The sequence below is a fragment of the Geobacillus sp. C56-T3 genome (assembly GCF_000092445.1).
Taxonomy (GTDB): Bacteria; Bacillota; Bacilli; order Bacillales; family Anoxybacillaceae; genus Geobacillus; species Geobacillus thermoleovorans.
Map to the genome: position 1 here is coordinate 1,736,511 of NC_014206.1, position 18,833 is coordinate 1,755,343.

Below are 18,833 nucleotides of genomic sequence, written 5' to 3' on the forward strand. Positions count from 1 at the left end.
AGATGAACAGCTCCCTCCCCTCCCTCCGCGATGTATTCGCGAATGATTTCCACATCGGGGCGGCGGTCAATCCTGTGACGATTGAGATGCAAAAACAGTTGTTGATCGATCATGTCAACAGTATTACGGCAGAGAACCATATGAAGTTTGAGCATCTTCAGCCGGAAGAAGGGAAATTTACCTTTCAGGAAGCGGATCGGATTGTTGATTTTGCTTGTTCGCACCGAATGGCGGTTCGAGGGCACACACTTGTATGGCACAACCAGACTCCGGATTGGGTGTTTCAAGATGGTCAAGGCCATTTCGTCAGTCGGGATGTGTTGCTTGAGCGGATGAAATGTCACATTTCAACTGTTGTACGGCGATACAAGGGAAAAATATATTGTTGGGATGTCATCAACGAAGCGGTAGCCGACGAAGGAGACGAATTGTTGAGGCCGTCGAAGTGGCGACAAATCATCGGGGACGATTTTATGGAACAAGCATTTCTCTACGCTTATGAAGCTGACCCAGATGCACTGCTTTTTTACAATGACTATAATGAATGTTTTCCGGAAAAGAGAGAAAAAATTTTTGCACTTGTCAAATCGCTGCGTGACAAAGGCATTCCGATTCATGGCATCGGGATGCAAGCGCATTGGAGTTTGACCCACCCATCGTTGGATGAAATTCGTGCGGCCATTGAACGATATGCGTCCCTTGGCGTTGTTCTTCATATTACGGAACTCGATGTATCCATGTTTGAATTTCACGATCGTCGAACCGATTTGGCTGTCCCGACGAACGAAATGATCGAACAGCAAGCAGAGCGGTATGGGCAAATTTTCGCTTTGTTTAAGGAGTATCGCGATGTTATTCAAAGTGTCACATTTTGGGGAATTGCTGATGACCATACATGGCTCGATAACTTTCCAGTGCAGGGGAGAAAAAACTGGCCGCTTTTGTTCGATGAACAGCATAAACCGAAACCAGCTTTTTGGCGGGCAGTGAGTGTCTGATGATATTGCTTCACGTCGCGGCGAAGAGGGGAACAGCAAATAAGGGTTCCTCTCTTTGTGAATAATTAAAAGATTTCAGAAAATCATTGAATGTAAGTGGACTTTCCATTATAATAGGAAGCAGAACTAGTATACTAGTCATACTAGTAGTAGAAAAGCAAACGGCAAATCATGAAGCTGATTGACATTTTGACTATATGAACAGGGATGTCAATCGAGAATTCATTCTTCTGTTTGTCTGGAATCATGAGGGCGGCATTACAGCCATTTTGTAGGATGCGTCGTTTCAAACTAGTATACTAGAATGTTTGTAGAGCGGTGAGGAGTTGGGGTGCAATGATCTGAAATCGCTTTCCCAATAAAACCTTGAAAGGGGGGATTGAGACGGGGAATCGTTATGTTTTCTTTATCAAAAAGAATGTGATCGCAGCCAAGGGGGATTTTGAGACAATGGGATTGGAGGGAGAAATATGCTAAAAAAAGCGTTTGCGGCTTTAACCGCTACTGCATTGGCGGTTGGAATGCTTGCGGGATGTACGGACAGTCAATCTTCTTCGTCCAGTGGGTCTGGAGATTCAAAAGAGAAAAATGGCGTTGTAACCATTACAACTGTCCGCACATTAAAGGATGATACGAAATTTCGAGAGGGAGAGGATTTGAACAACAATCCTATCACACGATGGTCGGAAAAAGAATTAGGGATTAAATGGAAAACATTGTGGACAGCTCCAAACGATGAACAGTATCACAATAAAATTCGCTTAGCTTTATCATCCGGACAGAAACTGCCTGACGTATTTAAAGTGTCAGACGGGCAGTTGATCAATGATTTAATTCGTTCCGGAAAAGTGATGCCGGTCGACGAAGCGATTGAGAAATATGCGTCACCGAGATTGAAAAAGATTTATGAGCAATTTCCGGAAGCGTTTTATCCGGCGACTGTCGATGGAAAGCGCTACGGAATTCCGCGGTTCTCTGGAGGCAATGGTTCTGACTCCTTGCTTTGGATTCGCAAAGATTGGCTTGATAAGTTAGGTCTTCAGCCGCCTAAAACAATCGAAGATCTCGAGAAAATCATGGACGCGTTTGTCAACAAAGACCCTGACGGCAATGGGAAAAAGGATACGATTGGCTTGACGCTGGCCAGCAAAAACGGATTGGCGACTTGGTTGGCCGACGGAAGCTTTATTTTCGGTGCTTATGGCAACTATGAACCTGGTTCATGGTCAAAAGGCGAAGATGGGAAACTTGTCTATGGATCGGTACAGCCTTCTATGAAAAAAGCGTTGGCTAAGCTGAATGAATGGTATCAAAAAGGATACTTGGACAAAGAAGTTGGCATTTTGGACGAACAGACGGCGATCAAAAGCTTTGTCGCTGGAAAATCGGGAATCATTTCTGCTCCTCCTTGGGCTGCTGGATGGCCAATCGCAGATGCGTTGAAAAATAATCCAGGAGCCGTTGTGGAACCATACCCACTGCCGAGTGGTCCGGATGGCAAAATCGGCCGGCGTGGCGAGGGATTGGTTACAGGCATGTTTTTGTTCAGCAAAGACTTTAAACATATGGATAAATTCTTCCAATACCTAGATGAAGCATACGCCTATGTGTATAATGACTCGAAATATTTTAAATACGGGTTGGCGGAAGGTTATGACTATGTGATGAAGAACGGCAAGCCCGTTTATGATGACAAGGAAATTCCAGGAGGAAGATTGGATCCAGGGGCTTATTTCATTACGGAAGCCATTCCGACCGTTCCGTACATGCTGTATGATCTAGTCGAGGAGTTGTATACAACGAAGCGTCAGCCGAAAAACGCCTATGAGTATACACGAATTGTATCTTTAGGTGAGTCGTTTATGAAAGCGGCTACAATCGTCAACCAACAAAATCAATACCGCATTGAAAACGAGTTTACAGGCCCGCCCACTAAAACGATGCAAAAACGCGGAGAGTTTTTGACAAAAATGGAACGTGAAACGTTTGCCAACATCATTTACGGACGGGCGCCACTGAGTGCATTTGATGATTTTGTGAAAAAATGGGAAGAATCTGGGGGCAAAGAAATTACAAAAGAAGTGAATGAATGGTATCAATCGGTAAAAGGAGAAAAGTAACGTTTCAACGACGGTGGGGTGCGGACAGGAGTGAATCGTGAAAGAGAATTTACATCGATGTCCGCACCTGTTTTTTCAAGAGATGACGCCGAAAGGAGGAAACGGGTATGCAGTCGGCCGTCGATGTCAAAGGACAAACAACAGCGGTGGAAGCAAAGAGAGTTCAGAAAAGAAGAGGAACGTGGCAGTTGCATGTTATGTTGCTTCCTGCCCTCATCATTGTGTTGATTTTTCAATATGTTCCGATGCTCGGACTGGTCATGGCTTTTCAAGATTATGAGCCTTGGCTTGGCTTTTTGCGTTCTCCTTGGGTTGGTCTCGAGCATTTTAAAACGATGTTTGAATATGAAGACGCTCGTCAAGTAATCTGGAACACATTGGTCATTTCAACATTAAAAATCATCTTTAACCTCGGTGTGCCTTTGGCGTTTGCGTTGCTTCTCAACGAAGTATACGTGATGAAGTTTAAGCGGACGGTTCAAACGATCGTGTATTTGCCGCACTTTTTGTCATGGGTGATTCTGGGCGGGATCTTGATTGACATGCTTTCTCCTGAAGGGGGGATTGTTAACCGTTTTTTATCAATATTCGGTGTTAAGCCTATTTTCTTCCTCGGAGATAACGATTGGTTTCGTACCGTTGTTGTCGTTACAGATGTGTGGAAAGAATGCGGATTTAACACGATTGTATTTTTAGCTGCCCTTACTTCCATTAACCCGTCGTTGTATGAAGCGGCTATTGTGGATGGAGCCAACAGGTGGCAACAAACCATTTACATTACATTGCCTTCCATGTTGCCGATCATCATTGTGGTTGGAACGTTGTCACTCGGAAACATTTTAAATGCCGGATTTGATCAAATTTTAAACTTGTATAATCCGCTTGTTTACAAAACGGGTGATATCATCGATACGTATGTTTACCGTGTCGGCCTTTTGAACGGGGATTTTAGTTATGCGACAGCTGTAGGGTTGTTTAAATCGGTCATTAGCTTTATTCTCGTGGTCACGGGGTACCGTCTCGCTTATAAGTATGCGAACTATAAAATCTTCTAAGGGAGGGGAGGTCTATGCATTATCACTACAAAAAAAGCTGGTCTTATAAACTGTTCACTGTGTTTAACTATACTCTTTTAACGATCATTGCCGTTCTTTGTCTTTTGCCTCTCATCCATATTTTAGCCGTCTCATTCAGCGGCAGTGCGGCGGCGACCGCTAATCTGGTTGGACTGTGGCCAGTTGACTTTACGCTGGACGCTTATGAGAAAACGATTGGGAATGAAAATTTTTTGCGTTCCCTTTGGAATTCGTTTTTGCGTGTTGTATTGGGGACAGTCATTTCCATGGGAGTCATGTTATGCGCTGCCTATCCGCTGTCCAAAAGCGACGACGCCTTTCGCGGGCGGAAGCTCTACATGTGGTTTTTCGTGTTTACGATGTTGTTCCATGGCGGTCTCGTTCCGACTTATATGGTGGTGACGAAGCTCGGATTGACAGATACGATTTGGGCGTTGATTTTACCGCCAGCTGTCAGCGCCTTTAACTTAATTTTGCTCGTGAACTTTTTCCGAACTTCGGTGCCGAAATCGCTTGAAGAGGCCGCTTTAATGGATGGCGCAAATCATTTTACGATTTTTTGGAAAATTTATTTGCCGATTTCGGTGCCTGCCATTGCGACGATTTCGCTCTTTACGATGGTTTTTCATTGGAACTCATGGTTTGATGGGTTGATTTATATGTCCGATGTGAAACATTACCCGTTATCTACGTTCTTACAAACGATTATTGTTCAACAGGATTTTACGAAAATGAGCGTCGATGCAGAAACATTGAAAAACTTATCTGAACGAACAGTGAAGGCGGCACAAATCTTCATCGCAGCTTTGCCGATGCTGATTGTTTATCCGTTTGTGCAAAAGTTTTTTGTGAAAGGGATTGTGTTGGGGGCGGAAAAAGAGTAACGGGGGGAGAAACTGACATGGCAGCGGGATACGAACCTTGTTGGCTGCGGTATGAGCGGAAGGATCGATATAGTCGATTGCGGTTTGAGGAGATTGTGGCGAAAAGAACATCGCCAATTTTTCAAGCAGCCGTGGAAGAGCTCCAAAAAGGGCTTCGTTCGATGATGGAGATTGAGCCGCAAGTGGTGCAGGAAGTAAATGAAACAGCTAATTCGATTTGGCTTGGGACGCTTGAAGATGAAGAGTTCGAGCGGCCATTAGAGGGAACGCTTGTTCATCCGGAAGGGTATGTGATTCGATCGGATGTCGACGATAGACCGTTCCGTATCTACATTATTGGGAAAACAGATGCTGGTGTGTTGTATGGTGTCTTTCATTTCCTCCGATTATTGCAAATGGGTGAGAACATCGCCCAATTGTCTATCATCGAGCAGCCAAAAAACCGGTTGCGCATGATCAATCATTGGGACAATATGGATGGCAACATCGAACGCGGATATGCTGGACGGTCGATTTTCTTTGCCGATGGCCAATTTGTGAAACAAAACCAACGGATAAAAGATTATGCACGATTGCTGGCTTCTGTGGGCATTAACGCCATCTCCATCAACAATGTCAACGTACACAAAACAGAAACGAAACTCATCACCGATCACTTTTTGCCTGACGTGGCGGAAGTAGCGGATATCTTCCGAACCTACGGAATCAAAACGTTTTTGAGCATCAACTACGCAAGCCCCATTGAGGTAGGAGGGCTTCCAACAGCAGATCCACTTGACCCCGAGGTGCGACGGTGGTGGAAGGAAACGGCGAAACGCATTTATCAATATATTCCTGATTTTGGCGGCTTTGTAGTCAAGGCGGATTCCGAGTTCCGTCCTGGCCCCTTTACGTATGGGCGCGATCACGCGGAAGGGGCAAATATGTTGGCAGAGGCGTTGGCGCCATTTGGGGGGCTCGTCATTTGGAGATGCTTTGTCTATAACTGCCAGCAAGATTGGCGTGATCGGACGACCGATCGGGCAAAGGCAGCATATGATCACTTTAAGCCATTGGATGGACAGTTTCGGGAGAATGTCATCTTGCAAATTAAAAACGGCCCAATGGATTTTCAAGTAAGGGAGCCGGTTTCTCCGTTATTTGGCGCTATGCCGAAAACCAATCAAATGATGGAGGTTCAAATCACTCAGGAATATACGGGACAGCAAAAACATTTATGCTTCTTGATTCCACAGTGGAAAGAGGTGCTTGATTTTGATACGTATGCCAAGGGAAAAGGGTCGGAAGTAAAAAAGGTAATTGATGGATCGCTATTTGACTATCGATACAGCGGGATCGCAGGGGTATCTAATATTGGCAGTGACCCAAACTGGACTGGGCATACGTTGGCCCAAGCAAACTTGTATGGATTTGGGCGGCTCGCTTGGAATCCGGATTTGTCTGCCGAAGAAATTGCCAACGAATGGGTTGTGCAAACGTTTGGGGATGATTCACAAGTCGTCGAGACGATCAGTTGGATGCTTCTATCTTCGTGGAGAATTTATGAAAACTACACCTCTCCGCTTGGCGTCGGCTGGATGGTGAACCCAGGGCACCATTATGGTCCTAATGTGGATGGCTATGAATATTCGCATTGGGGGACGTACCATTATGCCGACCGCGACGGGATCGGTGTTGACCGGACGGTTGCTACGGGAACAGGATATACGGCGCAATACTTTCCGGAAAATGCAGCGATGTATGAGTCGCTCGACACTTGTCCGGATGAGCTGCTTTTGTTTTTCCATCACGTTCCGTACACTCATCGGCTGCATTCAGGGGAAACGGTCATTCAACATATTTACAATACTCATTTTGAAGGGGTTGAGCAGGCGAAACAGTTGCGGAAACGATGGGAACAACTGAAAGGGAAAATCGACGAAAAACGGTATCATGATGTATTGGAACGATTGACGATCCAAGTGGAACATGCTAAAGAATGGCGAGATGTCATCAATACGTACTTTTACCGGAAGTCAGGAATAGACGACCAATACGGGCGGAAAATTTATCGGTGAATAGGGGAGAGAGCATGAAGGTTGTAAACGTGCCAAGCAACGGGAGGGAGAAGTTTAAAAAGAATTGGAAATTTTGCGTTGGAACTGGGCGGCTTGGCCTTGCTTTGCAAAAGGAGTATTTGGACCACTTGAAACTCGTGCAAGAGAAAATAGGGTTTCAATACATCCGCGGTCATGGCTTGCTTTCCGATGATGTCGGAATTTATCGAGAAGTCGAAATCGATGGGGAAATGAAGCCGTTTTATAACTTTACGTACGTCGACCGGATTGTTGATTCGTATTTAGCGTTGAATATCCGGCCGTTTATTGAATTTGGGTTTATGCCAAGTGCACTTGCTTCAGGAGATCAAACCGTCTTTTATTGGAAAGGCAATGTTACACCTCCAAAAGATTATGATAAGTGGCGGGACCTTATTGTGGCGGTCGTTTCCCATTTCGTTGAGCGATACGGGATTGAGGAAGTGCGGACATGGCTGTTTGAAGTATGGAATGAACCTAATTTAGTGAACTTCTGGAAAGATGCCAACCAACAGGAGTATTTTAAGCTGTACGAGGTGACAGCCCGGGCGGTAAAAAGCGTTGATCCTCATTTGCAAGTTGGGGGACCGGCCATTTGCGGAGGAAGCGATGAATGGATTACGGATTTTCTCCACTTTTGCGCCGAACGGAGGGTGCCTGTTGATTTTGTCAGCCGCCATGCCTATACATCGAAGGCGCCGCATAAGAAAACGTTTGAATATTACTATCAAGAGCTTGAGCCGCCAGAAGATATGTTGGAGCAATTCAAAACGGTGCGCGCCTTGATTCGCCAGTCTCCGTTTCCGCATTTGCCGTTGCATATTACCGAATATAATACATCGTACAGCCCCATCAACCCGGTTCATGATACGGCGCTCAATGCTGCATACATTGCCCGTATTTTGAGCGAGGGAGGAGATTACGTCGACTCGTTTTCGTATTGGACGTTCAGCGATGTGTTTGAAGAAATGGACGTTCCGAAGGCGTTGTTTCACGGTGGGTTTGGTCTAGTCGCGCTTCATTCGATTCCAAAGCCGACGTTTCACACGTTTACGTTCTTTAATGCTCTGGGTGACGAGTTGCTGTACCGAGATTCGGAGATGATGGTGACAAGGCGGAAAGATGGATCGATTGCCGCAGTGCTTTGGAATTTAGTGATGGAAAAAGGAGAAGGATTGACAAAAGAAGTGCAGCTGGTGATTCCGGTTTCATTTTCAGTGGTTTTTATCAAACGGCAAATCGTCAATGAGCAGTACGGGAACGCGTGGAGAGTTTGGAAACAGATGGGGCGTCCCCGCTTTCCAAGCCGTCAAGCAGTGGAAACGTTGCGTCAAGTGGCGCAGCCTCATGTGATGACGGAGCAGAGACGGGCAACGGACGGTGTGATTCATTTATCTATTGTTCTATCAAAAAACGAAGTGACATTAATCGAGATTGAGCAAGTTCGAGATGAGACAAGCACATATGTCGGCTTAGATGATGGTGAAATAACATCGTATTCTTCATGAAAGATTACCAAAATGGTTTTGGAGGGACGAGATGGACGTAGTCACCATTGGCGAATCGATGGCCGTATTTACACCAACAAGCGTCGGCTTGATGAGACAGGCGACCACCTTTACCATGCGGATTGGCGGAGCGGAATCCAATGTCGCTGTCGGCCTTGCTCGATTAGGCCATCGTGTAGGATGGATCAGCAAGGTCGGAAACGATGAGTTTGGAAAGGCAATTTTATCTTTCCTGAAAGGTGAGGGAGTGGATGTCAGCCGGGTAAAAATGGATGCGGAAGCGCCGACCGGTGTTTATTTTAAGGAACAAAGACGCCTCAAAGATACGCGGGTGTATTACTATCGCAAAGGATCAGCGGCGAGCAGGCTGACGCCTGCCGACTTGGATGAGAAATATATCGCGGAGGCAAAGTATTTGCATATTACGGGAATCACTCCGGCATTAAGCGAGAATTGCTGTGAGACGATCTTTGCTGCCATGGCGATCGCTCGCCGTCATGGGGTGAAAATCGTTTTTGATCCGAATTTGCGGTTGAAACTATGGAATGAAGCGGATCGGGCCAAGGAAGTGATGCTTCGCATGGCAGCTGAATCAGATGTGGTTCTGCCCGGAGAAGCTGAGGCATCGTTTTTATTCGGAAAACAATCGGTTGAGGAATGGGGAAGCCGGCTGCTTGGCATGGGCGCTTCGCTCGTTGTCATTAAACTAGGCGCAAATGGGGCGCATTATTTTACGAATGCGCATGATGAATACGTTCCAGGCTTTCCCGTTGAGCAGGTAATCGACCCTGTCGGTGCTGGGGATGGGTTTGCCGCTGGGCTGCTATCCGGACTGCTTGAAGGACTTCGTTTAACAGAAGCGGTGCAGCGAGCGAATGCAGTCGGCGCGCTTGTGACAATGGTCGAGGGGGATGCTGATGGCATGCCGGAACGCGACGACGTCGAGCGCTTGATAAATCAGCAAGGGGAAGATGTTGCGCGGTAAAGGAGATGAATCTACATGAAGGTAGTCCAAATGATTCGAGAGATTGGCGTCATTCCAGTCGTCCGCGGTGCGACGGTTGATACTGTTCTTCCGCTGTCATTGGCTTTGCGGCAGGGAGGCATTCCAATCATGGAAATTACGATGGAAACAGCTGGGGCTTTGGCCGCGTTGGAAAAGGCTGCAAGGGAACTGAAAGATATGTTGATCGGTGCGGGAACGGTGCTGGACGCTGAAACAGCACAGAGGGCGATTTCAGCTGGGGCGCGGTTTATCGTTTCTCCCTCCCTTTCGATTGACGTGATTCAGGTGGCAAAACAAAATCGCGTTGTCAGTATCGCAGGAGGATTGACGCCGACGGAAATTGTGAATGCTTTTCAGCACGGGGCTGATATGGTGAAAGTATTTCCTGCCCATGTGTTTGGGCCAAACTATATTCGAAGCATAAAGGAGCCGCTCCCCCACATCCCCCTCATCGCAACTGGAGGAATCAATCTGAAAACGGCTGGAGAGTATATAAAAGCGGGAGTGGATGCCATCGGTGTCGGGAACTCGTTAGTGAAGGTTGAAGGGGCATTGGAAAACGATCAGTGGAAGATTATTGCCGAACGGGCAGCTCAATGGATGTCGATTGTGCACAAGGTGAGGGGAGAGAATGCGGGTGAATGAATCGCTGAGAAATTTGACAGGAAATATGTTCTTTCCTACATTGGAAGAAAACACATGATCATGGATGTACTTTATCACTGCCATACTAGTATATAAGAAAAAGGGGAATCGCAAGGTGATCTTTACTGCCCAACAAAGTCAACAAATTAAAAGTTCTGTCAGAGGTTCGGCGCGCGACCAGTTGTACGAGATGCTAAAGGAAAAGATTTTGCGCCTTGAGTTGGAACCAGGAACAAAAATTTCCGAAAAGGAAATCGCGGAGCAATTGCATATTAGCCGCACCCCGGTGCGGGAAGCATTTCTCAAACTGGCGCAAGAAGAATTGCTTGATATTATTCCGCAAAGCGGAACCATTGTTTCGCGCATCAACTTGGAACATGTGGAGGAAGGGCGCTTTATCCGCGAGGTTGTCGAGAAAGAAGTGGCCGTTTTAGCTTGTACGAAATTGCGTCAAGATCATCTATTTGAAATGGAGAAGAATATTGCGATGCAAGAGTTGTGTGCCGAAAAAGGAAATTTTCTTGAGTTGTTTGAGCTTGATGAAAAGTTCCATCAGCTCATTTACGATGGCTGCCGAATGTCGCGCTCGTGGAAAATGGTGCAAAGTTTAAACAGTCATTTCAATCGTTTACGTGTATTAAGACTATCATCCGATCTTGATTGGGACATTATTATTTCCCATCACAAGCAAATTTATCGGTTAATTGCGAATAAAGAAGCAGAGAAAGTGCGTCAGGTGATGGAAGAGCATTTGCGGCTTGTCGAAATTGAAAAAGACGTACTAAAAAGGCAGTATCCTCATTATTTTGTATAAGTTGTTGGAAGTTTCGCTTTGCGGGAGGGAGACAGTGTGCAGCCGTTCATTCATGAAAATTTTTTGCTGCAAAACAAGCATGCCGAAGTGTTATACCATGACTATGCGAAATCGTTGCCGATTATTGATTATCACTGCCATTTGAGCGCAAAAGAGATTGTGGAAGACAGGCGGTTTCATGATATGACGGAGCTTTGGCTCGAGGGGGATCATTACAAATGGCGGGCGATGCGGGCGCTGGGAGTCGAAGAAAAATATATTACAGGAAACGCTTCCCCTGAGGAAAAGTTTCAAGCATGGGCGAAAACGGTGCCGTATTGCATCGGGAATCCACTCTATCATTGGACGCATTTAGAGTTAAAACGCTATTTTCAAGTGGATGCTCTTCTGAATGAGCGGACGTGGCGTGAAATTTGGGATCATTGCAATGCTTTATTGGGACAGGAAGGATTCTCAGCCCGCTCTTTCATTCTCAAATCTAATGTGGAGTGGATTGGGACAACGGACGATCCGCTCGATGATTTAGCTGATCATCAAGCAATTGCCCAAGATCCATCATTTCTAGTAAAGATTGTTCCGTCTTTTCGTCCTGATGCAGTCATTGAAATCAACCGCCCTTCATTTTTAGACTATGTGGAAAAGCTAGGGGAAGCAGCTGACCTGCCGATTCATGATTACGATCAGCTGTTGCAAGCCATTGAAAGCCGAGTGCGTTATTTTCACGAGAAAGGATGCCGGATGGCTGATCACGGCTTAGAATCGATGCCGTATTCGGAATGCGGTTGGAAGGAAGCAAACGATATTTTTCAAAAACGAAAAAATGGATTTGTCCTCAGCCGTGAGGAGGAGGAAAAATATAAAACTTTCACTTTATGCTTCTTAGCCCGATTGTACCACTCACTTGGTTGGGTGATGCAGCTGCACATCGGTTCGATTCGAAATACAAATGAAAAGATGTTCCGGCGTCTTGGTCCGAATACAGGATATGATTCGATTCATGATTTTTTCCTTGCCCAGCCGTTAAATGCCTTTCTTAATGAGCTAGAGCGTCGCGATCAACTGCCAAAAACGATTGTGTACACATTAAACCCCGCTTATAACTATATTGTCGCCTCAACGGTCGGCAATTTTCAATCAGAAGGAGTAAAAGGGAAAGTTCAATTTGGCGCAGCTTGGTGGTTCAATGATCATCAAGATGGCATCATCAGACACTTGACGGATCTTGCCAATGTCGGTGTGTTCAGCACGTTTGTCGGAATGTTGACCGATTCAAGGAGTTTTGTGTCTTATGTACGCCACGAGTATTTTCGCAGAATTGTATGCAATTTGATCGGTTCATGGATTGAAAAAGGAGAGGTGCCGCAAGACTATGATTTTTTAGGGAAAATCGTTCAAGATGTATGTTACTTCAACGCGAAACAATACTTTCAAGTCGGCGTGAGTGGGGGATGAGATCAGAATGAAAATGACGTTTCGCTGGTTCGGAAAGGAACATGATACTGTTTCATTAGATCATATTCGGCAAATTCCAGGAGTTGAAGGAATCGTTGGAGCTCTATATCATATTCCAGTCGGTGAAGTATGGCCGCTTGAAGATATATTGGAACTCAAACGGCAGGTAAATGAAAAAGGATTTCATCTTGAAGTCATTGAGAGCGTCAACGTCCACGAAGATATTAAACTCGGTTTGCCCTCCCGAGATCGATATATTGAAAACTATAAACAGACGATTCGCAACTTGGCGAAAGCAGGAGTGAAAGTGATTTGTTACAACTTTATGCCGATTTTTGACTGGACTCGTTCCGATTTAGCCAAAAGGCGGCCTGACGGATCGACGGTGCTCGCCTATGAGAAACAAAAGATTGAACAAATCGATCCGGAGGAAATGATCCGCCGCATTGAAAGCGGAGCGAACGGGTTTTTGCTTCCGGGATGGGAACCGGAACGCTTGAAAACAATCAAGCCTCTTTTTTCGCTATATAAAGGGGTAACCGAAGAGGATCTATTTGACCATTTGCGTTACTTTTTGGAACAAATCGTTCCAGTAGCCGAAGAGTGTGGCGTTCGGATGGCTCTCCATCCTGATGATCCGCCCTGGTCAGTGTTCGGATTGCCGCGAATTGCGACCAATAAGGAGAATTTGGATCGAATCGTTCATATGGTCAACAGCCCGGCGAACGGGTTGACATTATGCTCCGGTTCGCTTGGAGCCAATCCGGCCAACGATGTTCCGGACATTTTCCGCCATTTTTTGCGAATGGGACGAGTGCCATTTGCTCATGTACGGAATGTCGAAATTCACGCGAATGGCGATTTTGAGGAAACGTCTCATCGCAGTTGTGACGGTTCGTTGAATATATGCGAGATCATGAAAGCGTTGCATGAAGCTGATTTTCAAGGGTACATTCGACCGGATCACGGCCGAATGATTTGGGGGGAACAAGCTCGTCCTGGTTACGGGTTGTACGATCGGGCGCTTGGCATCATGTACCTGCTGGGCATTTGGGATAGTTTGGAGAATGAAAAAAAGAAGCGAGAAGGTGAGAAGACATGCTCTCGATCCATCCAAGTTTAAAAGGCAAGGTAGCGGTTGTAACGGGCGGGGGTGGGGTATTGTGCAGCTGCATGGCGAAAGAGCTGGCCCGTCAAGGAATGAAAGTGGCGATTTTAAATCGAACATTCGAGAAAGCTGAAATAGTAAAGAACGAGATCGAAGAACAAGGCGGCCAAGCGCTGGCTATTCAGTGCGATGTTCTGGATGTCGAACGCGTCAAACAGGCGGCAGAAATGGTAGCGGAAGTTTACGGGCCGTGCGATGTCCTGATTAATGGGGCAGGCGGAAACCATCCGCAAGGCATTACGACAAAGGAAATACTCGAGTTGCAGGATCTAGAGAATCAAGACATTACAACGTTTTTCGACTTGACGACAGAAGGGTTTTCCTATGTTTTTGATTTAAATATTCTTGGGACAATCATCCCGACGCAGCATTTTCTCAAACAGATGATAGGAAGAGGGGGAACCATCATCAATATTTCCTCGATGAGCGCTCCGCGGCCGATGACGAAAGTGCCGGCGTACAGTGCGGCTAAAGCGGGAATTGAAAACTTCACGAAATGGCTGGCTGTGCATGTCGCCGAGATCGGGGTTCGCGTCAATGCGATTGCCCCGGGATTCTTTTTGACGAAACAAAATGAACATCTTTTGAAAAATCCTGATGGATCGTATACGGAGCGGACGAAAAAAATTTTGATGCATACACCGATGCGGCGGCTCGGCAAGCCGGAAGACTTGCTGGGGACGCTGCTTTGGCTTGTGGATGATCAAATGAGCGGATTTGTCACTGGAACGACTGTTCCTGTTGACGGCGGCTTTTTGGCTTATGCCGGAGTTTGAAGGGAGGGTAAACAAAGCCTCCCCTCTTTTTTTAACTTATGATATACTGGTAAAAAACAAGAAAAGAAGAAAAGGTGGATGAATTATGCGCACCGGCTTGCTGGATGGAAAGTTGTATCGGGCTTGTGAATGGATTACAAGGCTTGCATACATCAATCTATTGTGGCTTTTTTTTACCGTCCTTGGACTTGTCATTCTCGGCATTGCGCCGGCGACGGTGGCGCTGTTTACGATCGTAAGGAAGTGGCTTCTCTTTCACGATCACGATGTTCCAGTACTGAAAACATTCGTTCGCACGTATAAAGGTGAATTTTGGCGGGCGAACCGGATTGGGCTTTTGTTGATGGCGGCAGCGTATATTTTCTATATCGATCTTTTATACATCGTCCACGTGCCAATAGAATGGAGATTTCCGTTTTCTGTTGTTTTGCTGATCATTTTCATTTTTTATACAGTGACGCTTTTATATGTGTTTCCGATCTATGTGCATTACGAATTGCGCTTTTGGCAATATATCAAATATGCCTTTCTCATTGGAATGGCCAATCCACTCATGACGCTCGTGATGCTGATGAGTGTTGGGGTCTTGTTCGTCTTATTGATGTATATTCCGGGGCTGATCCCGTTTTTCAGCATCAGTTCGCTCGCCTTGGTGGTGATGAGCGGCGCATTGCGTGTATTTCGCAAAACAGAGGAAAGGCTGGAGGTCAGGAAACAAGGGGGGTGATAGGAACGCCTGCCCTTAAGGGGACGTAGGAAAAGATTCATCAAGGCTTAAAAGATGCTTAAGCGGACTAAGGCGTTGTCAGCACAAGCGATTAAAAAGGCTGGTTTAAAAGGATGCTTGTCTTCTCGATGAAACACCGGATATAGAAGTGAATTCGTTCAATACGGTATATATAGAAAGAGGATGCCTCGTTGCTGTTGAGACATCCTCTTCCTTGCTAGAGACACCGATGTGCTTTTGGCTGTCTATTTGTGGTCGATAATAGCCCAATATGCGGGTTTGACTTTGTAATCCGGTCCAAAAACGAACGGCGCATCTTTTCCTTTCCCTTTTTCCACTTTTGCGTACGGAGCGTTCGGGTCAACCACAACATTCCCGTTGGCGTCATAGTACACATCCGCACGGCTGTCGAGCCACGTATGATTGTCGGCGATGCCCCAGAAGGTGACGTTGCTAATTTTATCGCTCAACTTTTCATACAGTTTGAACAAACGATCATAGCGCGCTGCCTGATCCAAAAACTTTTGTTTTGGAATGGCGTCATACGTCGGGTAAGCGCGCGGCGGCCAACCGTACATGCTCACATCAAGCTCAGTGATTTGGTTGTCTAAGCCGAGAGCGGCGAACATGTTAATCGTTTTCTCGATTTCTGCTTCAGAAGGCCAGCCGATTTGGATGTGGGATTGATGGCCGATGCCGTCGATCGGAACACCCTCTTCTTTCAGTTGTTTGACTAAATTGTAAAGAGCGGTTCGCTTCGGTTCGACTTCTGTATTGTAATCATTCATGTAAAGCTTAATGTTGTCTCCGCCATATTTTCTAGCTGCTTGGAATGCCACTTTAATATAATCGATGCCGGCGATTTGATACCATGGAGAGTTGCGCAGTTTTCCGTCGTCCCCCACAACCTCATTTACAACGTCCCAGTACTTAATGTCATCTTTGTACCGCTCGACGATCGTTTTAATATGAGTTTCAAGTCGTTTTAACAGCAGTTGTTTATTTTGTTCACGTTTCACTGGATCTGTTTCATTAACCATTGGCTTGCCTTCCTTGTCAAGAAAGAACCATTGAGGTACTTGGCTGTGCCAAACGAGTGTATGGAAGCGAATATCCATATGATGTTTTTTAGCAAATCGGACGATTTGATCCGCCTCAGCAAAATTGAACTTTCCTTCTTCGGGTTGGATGTTGATCGGTTTCATAACGTTCTCGGCGACAATGCTGTTAAAATGGCGTTTCAGCATTTGGACGTCTTTTTCGTTTTGCAGCTGATAAGGTTCAACGGCCGCCCCAATAGTGAATGAATCTTTGTAGCGCTGATCCAATTGAGGGGCGTGCAATGCGCTGATTCGCGGCTTTTTAGCGTACGATGGTTCCGTTTTTGCCAATGCATTCGTCATCCCTAAAGGAAGCAGCAGCATAAACGAGAATCCAACGATCATCGCTTTCCGTGATTGTTTCCACACGATTGGGTCTCCTCCTTACTATTACTATAGTGATTATTCATCGCAAAACGACATGAACAACAGAAAGCGCTTACCACTCCCTTTCTTTGTTAGTGGTCAACTTAGCGAGACAGATGCCGGATTGCGCGAGAAGACCGATGGTTGTTGAGAGGTTGACCTGATTTTATTTTAACAACACCAACTTTGTTTATCAATTAAATATACTAAGTTTTTTTATTATTGGCAAAACGGAAGCGGCCATTTTCATGTCCGGGTAAATCCGCTCTGTTGATCCGCCGCTTCACGCCAAGGAGAAGGAGCGGGATCTACTAGGACGGTTTTTCAGAAAGAAGTCAAGACGGAGGGGGTGCTTATTCAGCTACCAACCTTTGAAGGAAGAGGAACATGAACCATGACGTCGATGGTGTAGAAGCCTAGATTCTGACAGGATAGGAATTGATGTTCCGCCTGTAGCAGACAGATGCTTGAAAGTTTAAAAAATTATTTATAAAATTAGTTTATAGGATAAACATACTTAGCGAACCGAAGCGATTGAAGGAATTGAAATTTCAGAAAGGAATAAAGCGATGACTGTTACGGTTCAAACGGTGATGGAACGATTGACAGCCGGTGCAGAGCGCCTTTCCTCTACAGTAGATACGCTTAAATATGGGGATCCGGGCACGAAGGTGAGGGGGATCGCCGTCAGTTTCATGCCTACGTATCGCGTCATTGAGCAAGCTGTCCGAATGGGGGCCAATCTTCTCATTACTCATGAAGGGTTGTTTTATAGTCACGTTGACCATGATGAAACGGTAAAAAACGACCCGGTGTATCAAGAAAAAGTTCGCCTAATCCGTGAGTCAGGCATTGCCATTTATCGTTTTCACGACTACTGGCATCGCTACCAGCCTGACGGGATTGTGGATGGTTTAGTCCGTGCTTTGGGGTGGGAGTCGTATGTTTCTAAATACGAACCGACCGCTGCAATTTTGACAATCCCTAGGATGTCGGCTACGGAGATGGTCAGTAAAATAAAGGAAAGACTAGGCATTTCATTCATAAGGGTTGCGGGGGACATCTCGGCCTTATGTACACGTGTCGCACTGCTGACCGGATATCGTGGCCACGGATCTTTGGCGATTCCGTTGTTTGAAAAAGAGAAGCTTGATGCCATCATTTATGGGGAAGGGCCCGAATGGGAAACGCCGGAATACGTTCGAGACGCCGTACAGCAAGGGAGGCAAAACGTATTGGTAGTGTTAGGGCATGCAGAAAGTGAGGAACCCGGTATGAGATACTTGGCTGAGAAGCTAAGAGCCATGTTTCCGGCCATTCCTGTGTATTTTATCTCGGAAAAACCGCTTTTTCATTTCTTGTAATCGTTGAAGGAGGAAAGAAAAATGATACTTGGCAAAGGGCAGAAGCTGTTGTTTATTGGCGACTCGATAACGGACTGCGATCGCGCCAAGCCAGAGGGGGAAGGATTATTCGGCGCGTTAGGAACAGGATATGTATCTTATGTCGACGGTCTTTTGCAAGCCGTTTATCCGGAACTTGGGATTCGGGTTGTCAATAAAGGAATCAGCGGCAATACGGTTCGGGATTTGAAAGCAAGATGGCAGGAGGATGTGATTGCTCAAAAGCCAGACTGGGTATCAATCATGATTGGGATTAACGATGTTTGGCGGCAGTACGATTTGCCATTCATTAAAGAAAAGCATGTGTACGTGGATGAGTACGAAGAAACGCTCCGCAGCCTTGTGATGGAGACAAAGCCGCACGTTACAGGAATCATCCTTATGACTCCGTTTTATATCGAAGGGAATGAACACGATCCGATGCGTCGGACCATGGACCAGTACGGTCTCGTTGTCAAACAAATTGCCGAAGAAACAAACAGTATATTCGTTGACACTCAGGCTGCGTTTCACGAGGTATTAAAGACTCTTTATCCGGCGGCATTGGCTTGGGATCGCGTTCATCCGTCTGTGGCTGGACATATGATTCTAGCAAGAGCATTTTTGAAGGCGATTGGCTTTGATTGGGGGAAATGAAATAACCCCTAGCTGCTTGAAGGGACAGACATGTTTCTAAAAAAGCAAGGACTATCGTTTGGGAGAAAAAAGGGGGAAT

The 18,833-nt window shown here is 46.0% G+C and carries 16 protein-coding genes; 15 read left to right on the plus strand and 1 reads right to left on the minus strand.

Annotation, left to right across the window (positions count from 1 at the left end; genetic code table 11):
- The first annotated feature begins 2 nt into the window (after positions 1–2).
- The 13 genes from GC56T3_RS08665 to GC56T3_RS08725 all read left to right on the plus strand — a co-directional run bounded on the left by GC56T3_RS08665 (position 3) and on the right by GC56T3_RS08725 (position 15,249).
- Positions 3–998 carry an endo-1,4-beta-xylanase gene (locus tag GC56T3_RS08665; RefSeq protein ID WP_013145185.1) on the plus strand — a complete coding sequence of 332 codons (996 nt, stop codon included), beginning with the start codon at positions 3–5 and terminating at the stop codon, positions 996–998.
- 470 nt (positions 999–1,468) lie between these two features.
- Positions 1,469–3,118 carry an extracellular solute-binding protein gene (locus GC56T3_RS08670; protein WP_013145186.1) on the plus strand — a complete coding sequence of 550 codons (1,650 nt, stop codon included), beginning with the start codon at positions 1,469–1,471 and terminating at the stop codon, positions 3,116–3,118.
- A 107-nt stretch (positions 3,119–3,225) separates the two neighbouring features.
- Positions 3,226–4,173 (plus strand): sugar ABC transporter permease, encoded by a 948-nt coding sequence (locus GC56T3_RS08675; RefSeq protein ID WP_013145187.1) that lies wholly within the window; start codon positions 3,226–3,228, stop codon positions 4,171–4,173.
- 14 nt (positions 4,174–4,187) lie between these two features.
- Positions 4,188–5,078 carry a carbohydrate ABC transporter permease gene (locus GC56T3_RS08680; protein ID WP_013145188.1) on the plus strand — a complete coding sequence of 297 codons (891 nt, stop codon included), beginning with the start codon at positions 4,188–4,190 and terminating at the stop codon, positions 5,076–5,078.
- A 17-nt stretch (positions 5,079–5,095) separates the two neighbouring features.
- Positions 5,096–7,135 (plus strand): alpha-glucuronidase family glycosyl hydrolase, encoded by a 2,040-nt coding sequence (locus tag GC56T3_RS08685; RefSeq protein WP_013145189.1) that lies wholly within the window; start codon positions 5,096–5,098, stop codon positions 7,133–7,135.
- A 14-nt stretch (positions 7,136–7,149) separates the two neighbouring features.
- The gene (locus GC56T3_RS08690) at positions 7,150–8,661 is read left to right on the plus strand and encodes a xylan 1,4-beta-xylosidase (protein ID WP_013145190.1); all 1,512 of its coding nucleotides are present in this window, start codon (positions 7,150–7,152) and stop codon (positions 8,659–8,661) included.
- Positions 8,662–8,692: 31 nt separating this feature from the next.
- On the plus strand, positions 8,693–9,646 hold the full coding sequence (locus GC56T3_RS08695; RefSeq protein WP_013145191.1) for a sugar kinase: 954 nt from the start codon (positions 8,693–8,695) through the stop codon (positions 9,644–9,646).
- Positions 9,647–9,661: 15 nt separating this feature from the next.
- Positions 9,662–10,312 (plus strand): bifunctional 4-hydroxy-2-oxoglutarate aldolase/2-dehydro-3-deoxy-phosphogluconate aldolase, encoded by a 651-nt coding sequence (locus tag GC56T3_RS08700; RefSeq protein WP_013145192.1) that lies wholly within the window; start codon positions 9,662–9,664, stop codon positions 10,310–10,312.
- Positions 10,313–10,427: 115 nt separating this feature from the next.
- Positions 10,428–11,126, plus strand: a complete 699-nt coding sequence (locus GC56T3_RS08705) for a GntR family transcriptional regulator (protein WP_013145193.1) — start codon at positions 10,428–10,430, stop codon at positions 11,124–11,126.
- A gap of 36 nt (positions 11,127–11,162) precedes the next feature.
- Positions 11,163–12,578, plus strand: coding sequence for a glucuronate isomerase (gene uxaC / locus GC56T3_RS08710; protein WP_013145194.1), 1,416 nt, complete (start codon positions 11,163–11,165; stop codon positions 12,576–12,578).
- A gap of 7 nt (positions 12,579–12,585) precedes the next feature.
- A complete protein-coding gene (uxuA, locus tag GC56T3_RS08715; protein WP_013145195.1) occupies positions 12,586–13,701 on the plus strand; it encodes a mannonate dehydratase in 1,116 nt (371 codons plus the stop codon).
- A complete protein-coding gene (locus GC56T3_RS08720; protein ID WP_013145196.1) occupies positions 13,677–14,522 on the plus strand; it encodes an SDR family oxidoreductase in 846 nt (281 codons plus the stop codon). The genes uxuA and GC56T3_RS08720 overlap by 25 nt, the downstream gene beginning before the upstream one ends.
- 85 nt (positions 14,523–14,607) lie before the next feature.
- Entirely contained in the window at positions 14,608–15,249 is a 642-nt protein-coding gene (locus tag GC56T3_RS08725) for a YesL family protein (RefSeq protein ID WP_013145197.1), read from the plus strand.
- A 245-nt stretch (positions 15,250–15,494) separates the two neighbouring features.
- Here GC56T3_RS08725 and GC56T3_RS08730 read toward each other — a convergent pair whose 3' ends face one another.
- The gene (locus GC56T3_RS08730; RefSeq protein ID WP_013145198.1) at positions 15,495–16,718 is read right to left on the minus strand and encodes an endo-1,4-beta-xylanase; all 1,224 of its coding nucleotides are present in this window, start codon (positions 16,716–16,718) and stop codon (positions 15,495–15,497) included.
- Between the two features lie 566 nt (positions 16,719–17,284).
- On the opposite strand from GC56T3_RS08730, the gene GC56T3_RS08735 reads away from it, so the two are divergent.
- Positions 17,285–18,079, plus strand: a complete 795-nt coding sequence (locus GC56T3_RS08735; RefSeq protein ID WP_013145199.1) for a Nif3-like dinuclear metal center hexameric protein — start codon at positions 17,285–17,287, stop codon at positions 18,077–18,079.
- Between the two features lie 21 nt (positions 18,080–18,100).
- Positions 18,101–18,754 carry an SGNH/GDSL hydrolase family protein gene (locus tag GC56T3_RS08740; RefSeq protein ID WP_013145200.1) on the plus strand — a complete coding sequence of 218 codons (654 nt, stop codon included), beginning with the start codon at positions 18,101–18,103 and terminating at the stop codon, positions 18,752–18,754.
- The last annotated feature ends 79 nt before the right edge of the window (positions 18,755–18,833 follow it).

Coding starts and splice junctions, on each gene's coding strand:
- GC56T3_RS08665 (WP_013145185.1), top strand. CDS start 3: ATGAACAGCTCCCTCCCCTCCCTCCGCGATGTATTCGCGAATGATTTC.
- GC56T3_RS08670 (WP_013145186.1), top strand. CDS start 1,469: ATGCTAAAAAAAGCGTTTGCGGCTTTAACCGCTACTGCATTGGCGGTT.
- GC56T3_RS08675 (WP_013145187.1), top strand. CDS start 3,226: ATGCAGTCGGCCGTCGATGTCAAAGGACAAACAACAGCGGTGGAAGCA.
- GC56T3_RS08680 (WP_013145188.1), top strand. CDS start 4,188: ATGCATTATCACTACAAAAAAAGCTGGTCTTATAAACTGTTCACTGTG.
- GC56T3_RS08685 (WP_013145189.1), top strand. CDS start 5,096: ATGGCAGCGGGATACGAACCTTGTTGGCTGCGGTATGAGCGGAAGGAT.
- GC56T3_RS08690 (WP_013145190.1), top strand. CDS start 7,150: ATGAAGGTTGTAAACGTGCCAAGCAACGGGAGGGAGAAGTTTAAAAAG.
- GC56T3_RS08695 (WP_013145191.1), top strand. CDS start 8,693: ATGGACGTAGTCACCATTGGCGAATCGATGGCCGTATTTACACCAACA.
- GC56T3_RS08700 (WP_013145192.1), top strand. CDS start 9,662: ATGAAGGTAGTCCAAATGATTCGAGAGATTGGCGTCATTCCAGTCGTC.
- uxuA (WP_013145195.1), top strand. CDS start 12,586: ATGAAAATGACGTTTCGCTGGTTCGGAAAGGAACATGATACTGTTTCA.
- GC56T3_RS08720 (WP_013145196.1), top strand. CDS start 13,677: ATGCTCTCGATCCATCCAAGTTTAAAAGGCAAGGTAGCGGTTGTAACG.
- GC56T3_RS08725 (WP_013145197.1), top strand. CDS start 14,608: ATGCGCACCGGCTTGCTGGATGGAAAGTTGTATCGGGCTTGTGAATGG.
- GC56T3_RS08735 (WP_013145199.1), top strand. CDS start 17,285: ATGACTGTTACGGTTCAAACGGTGATGGAACGATTGACAGCCGGTGCA.
- GC56T3_RS08740 (WP_013145200.1), top strand. CDS start 18,101: ATGATACTTGGCAAAGGGCAGAAGCTGTTGTTTATTGGCGACTCGATA.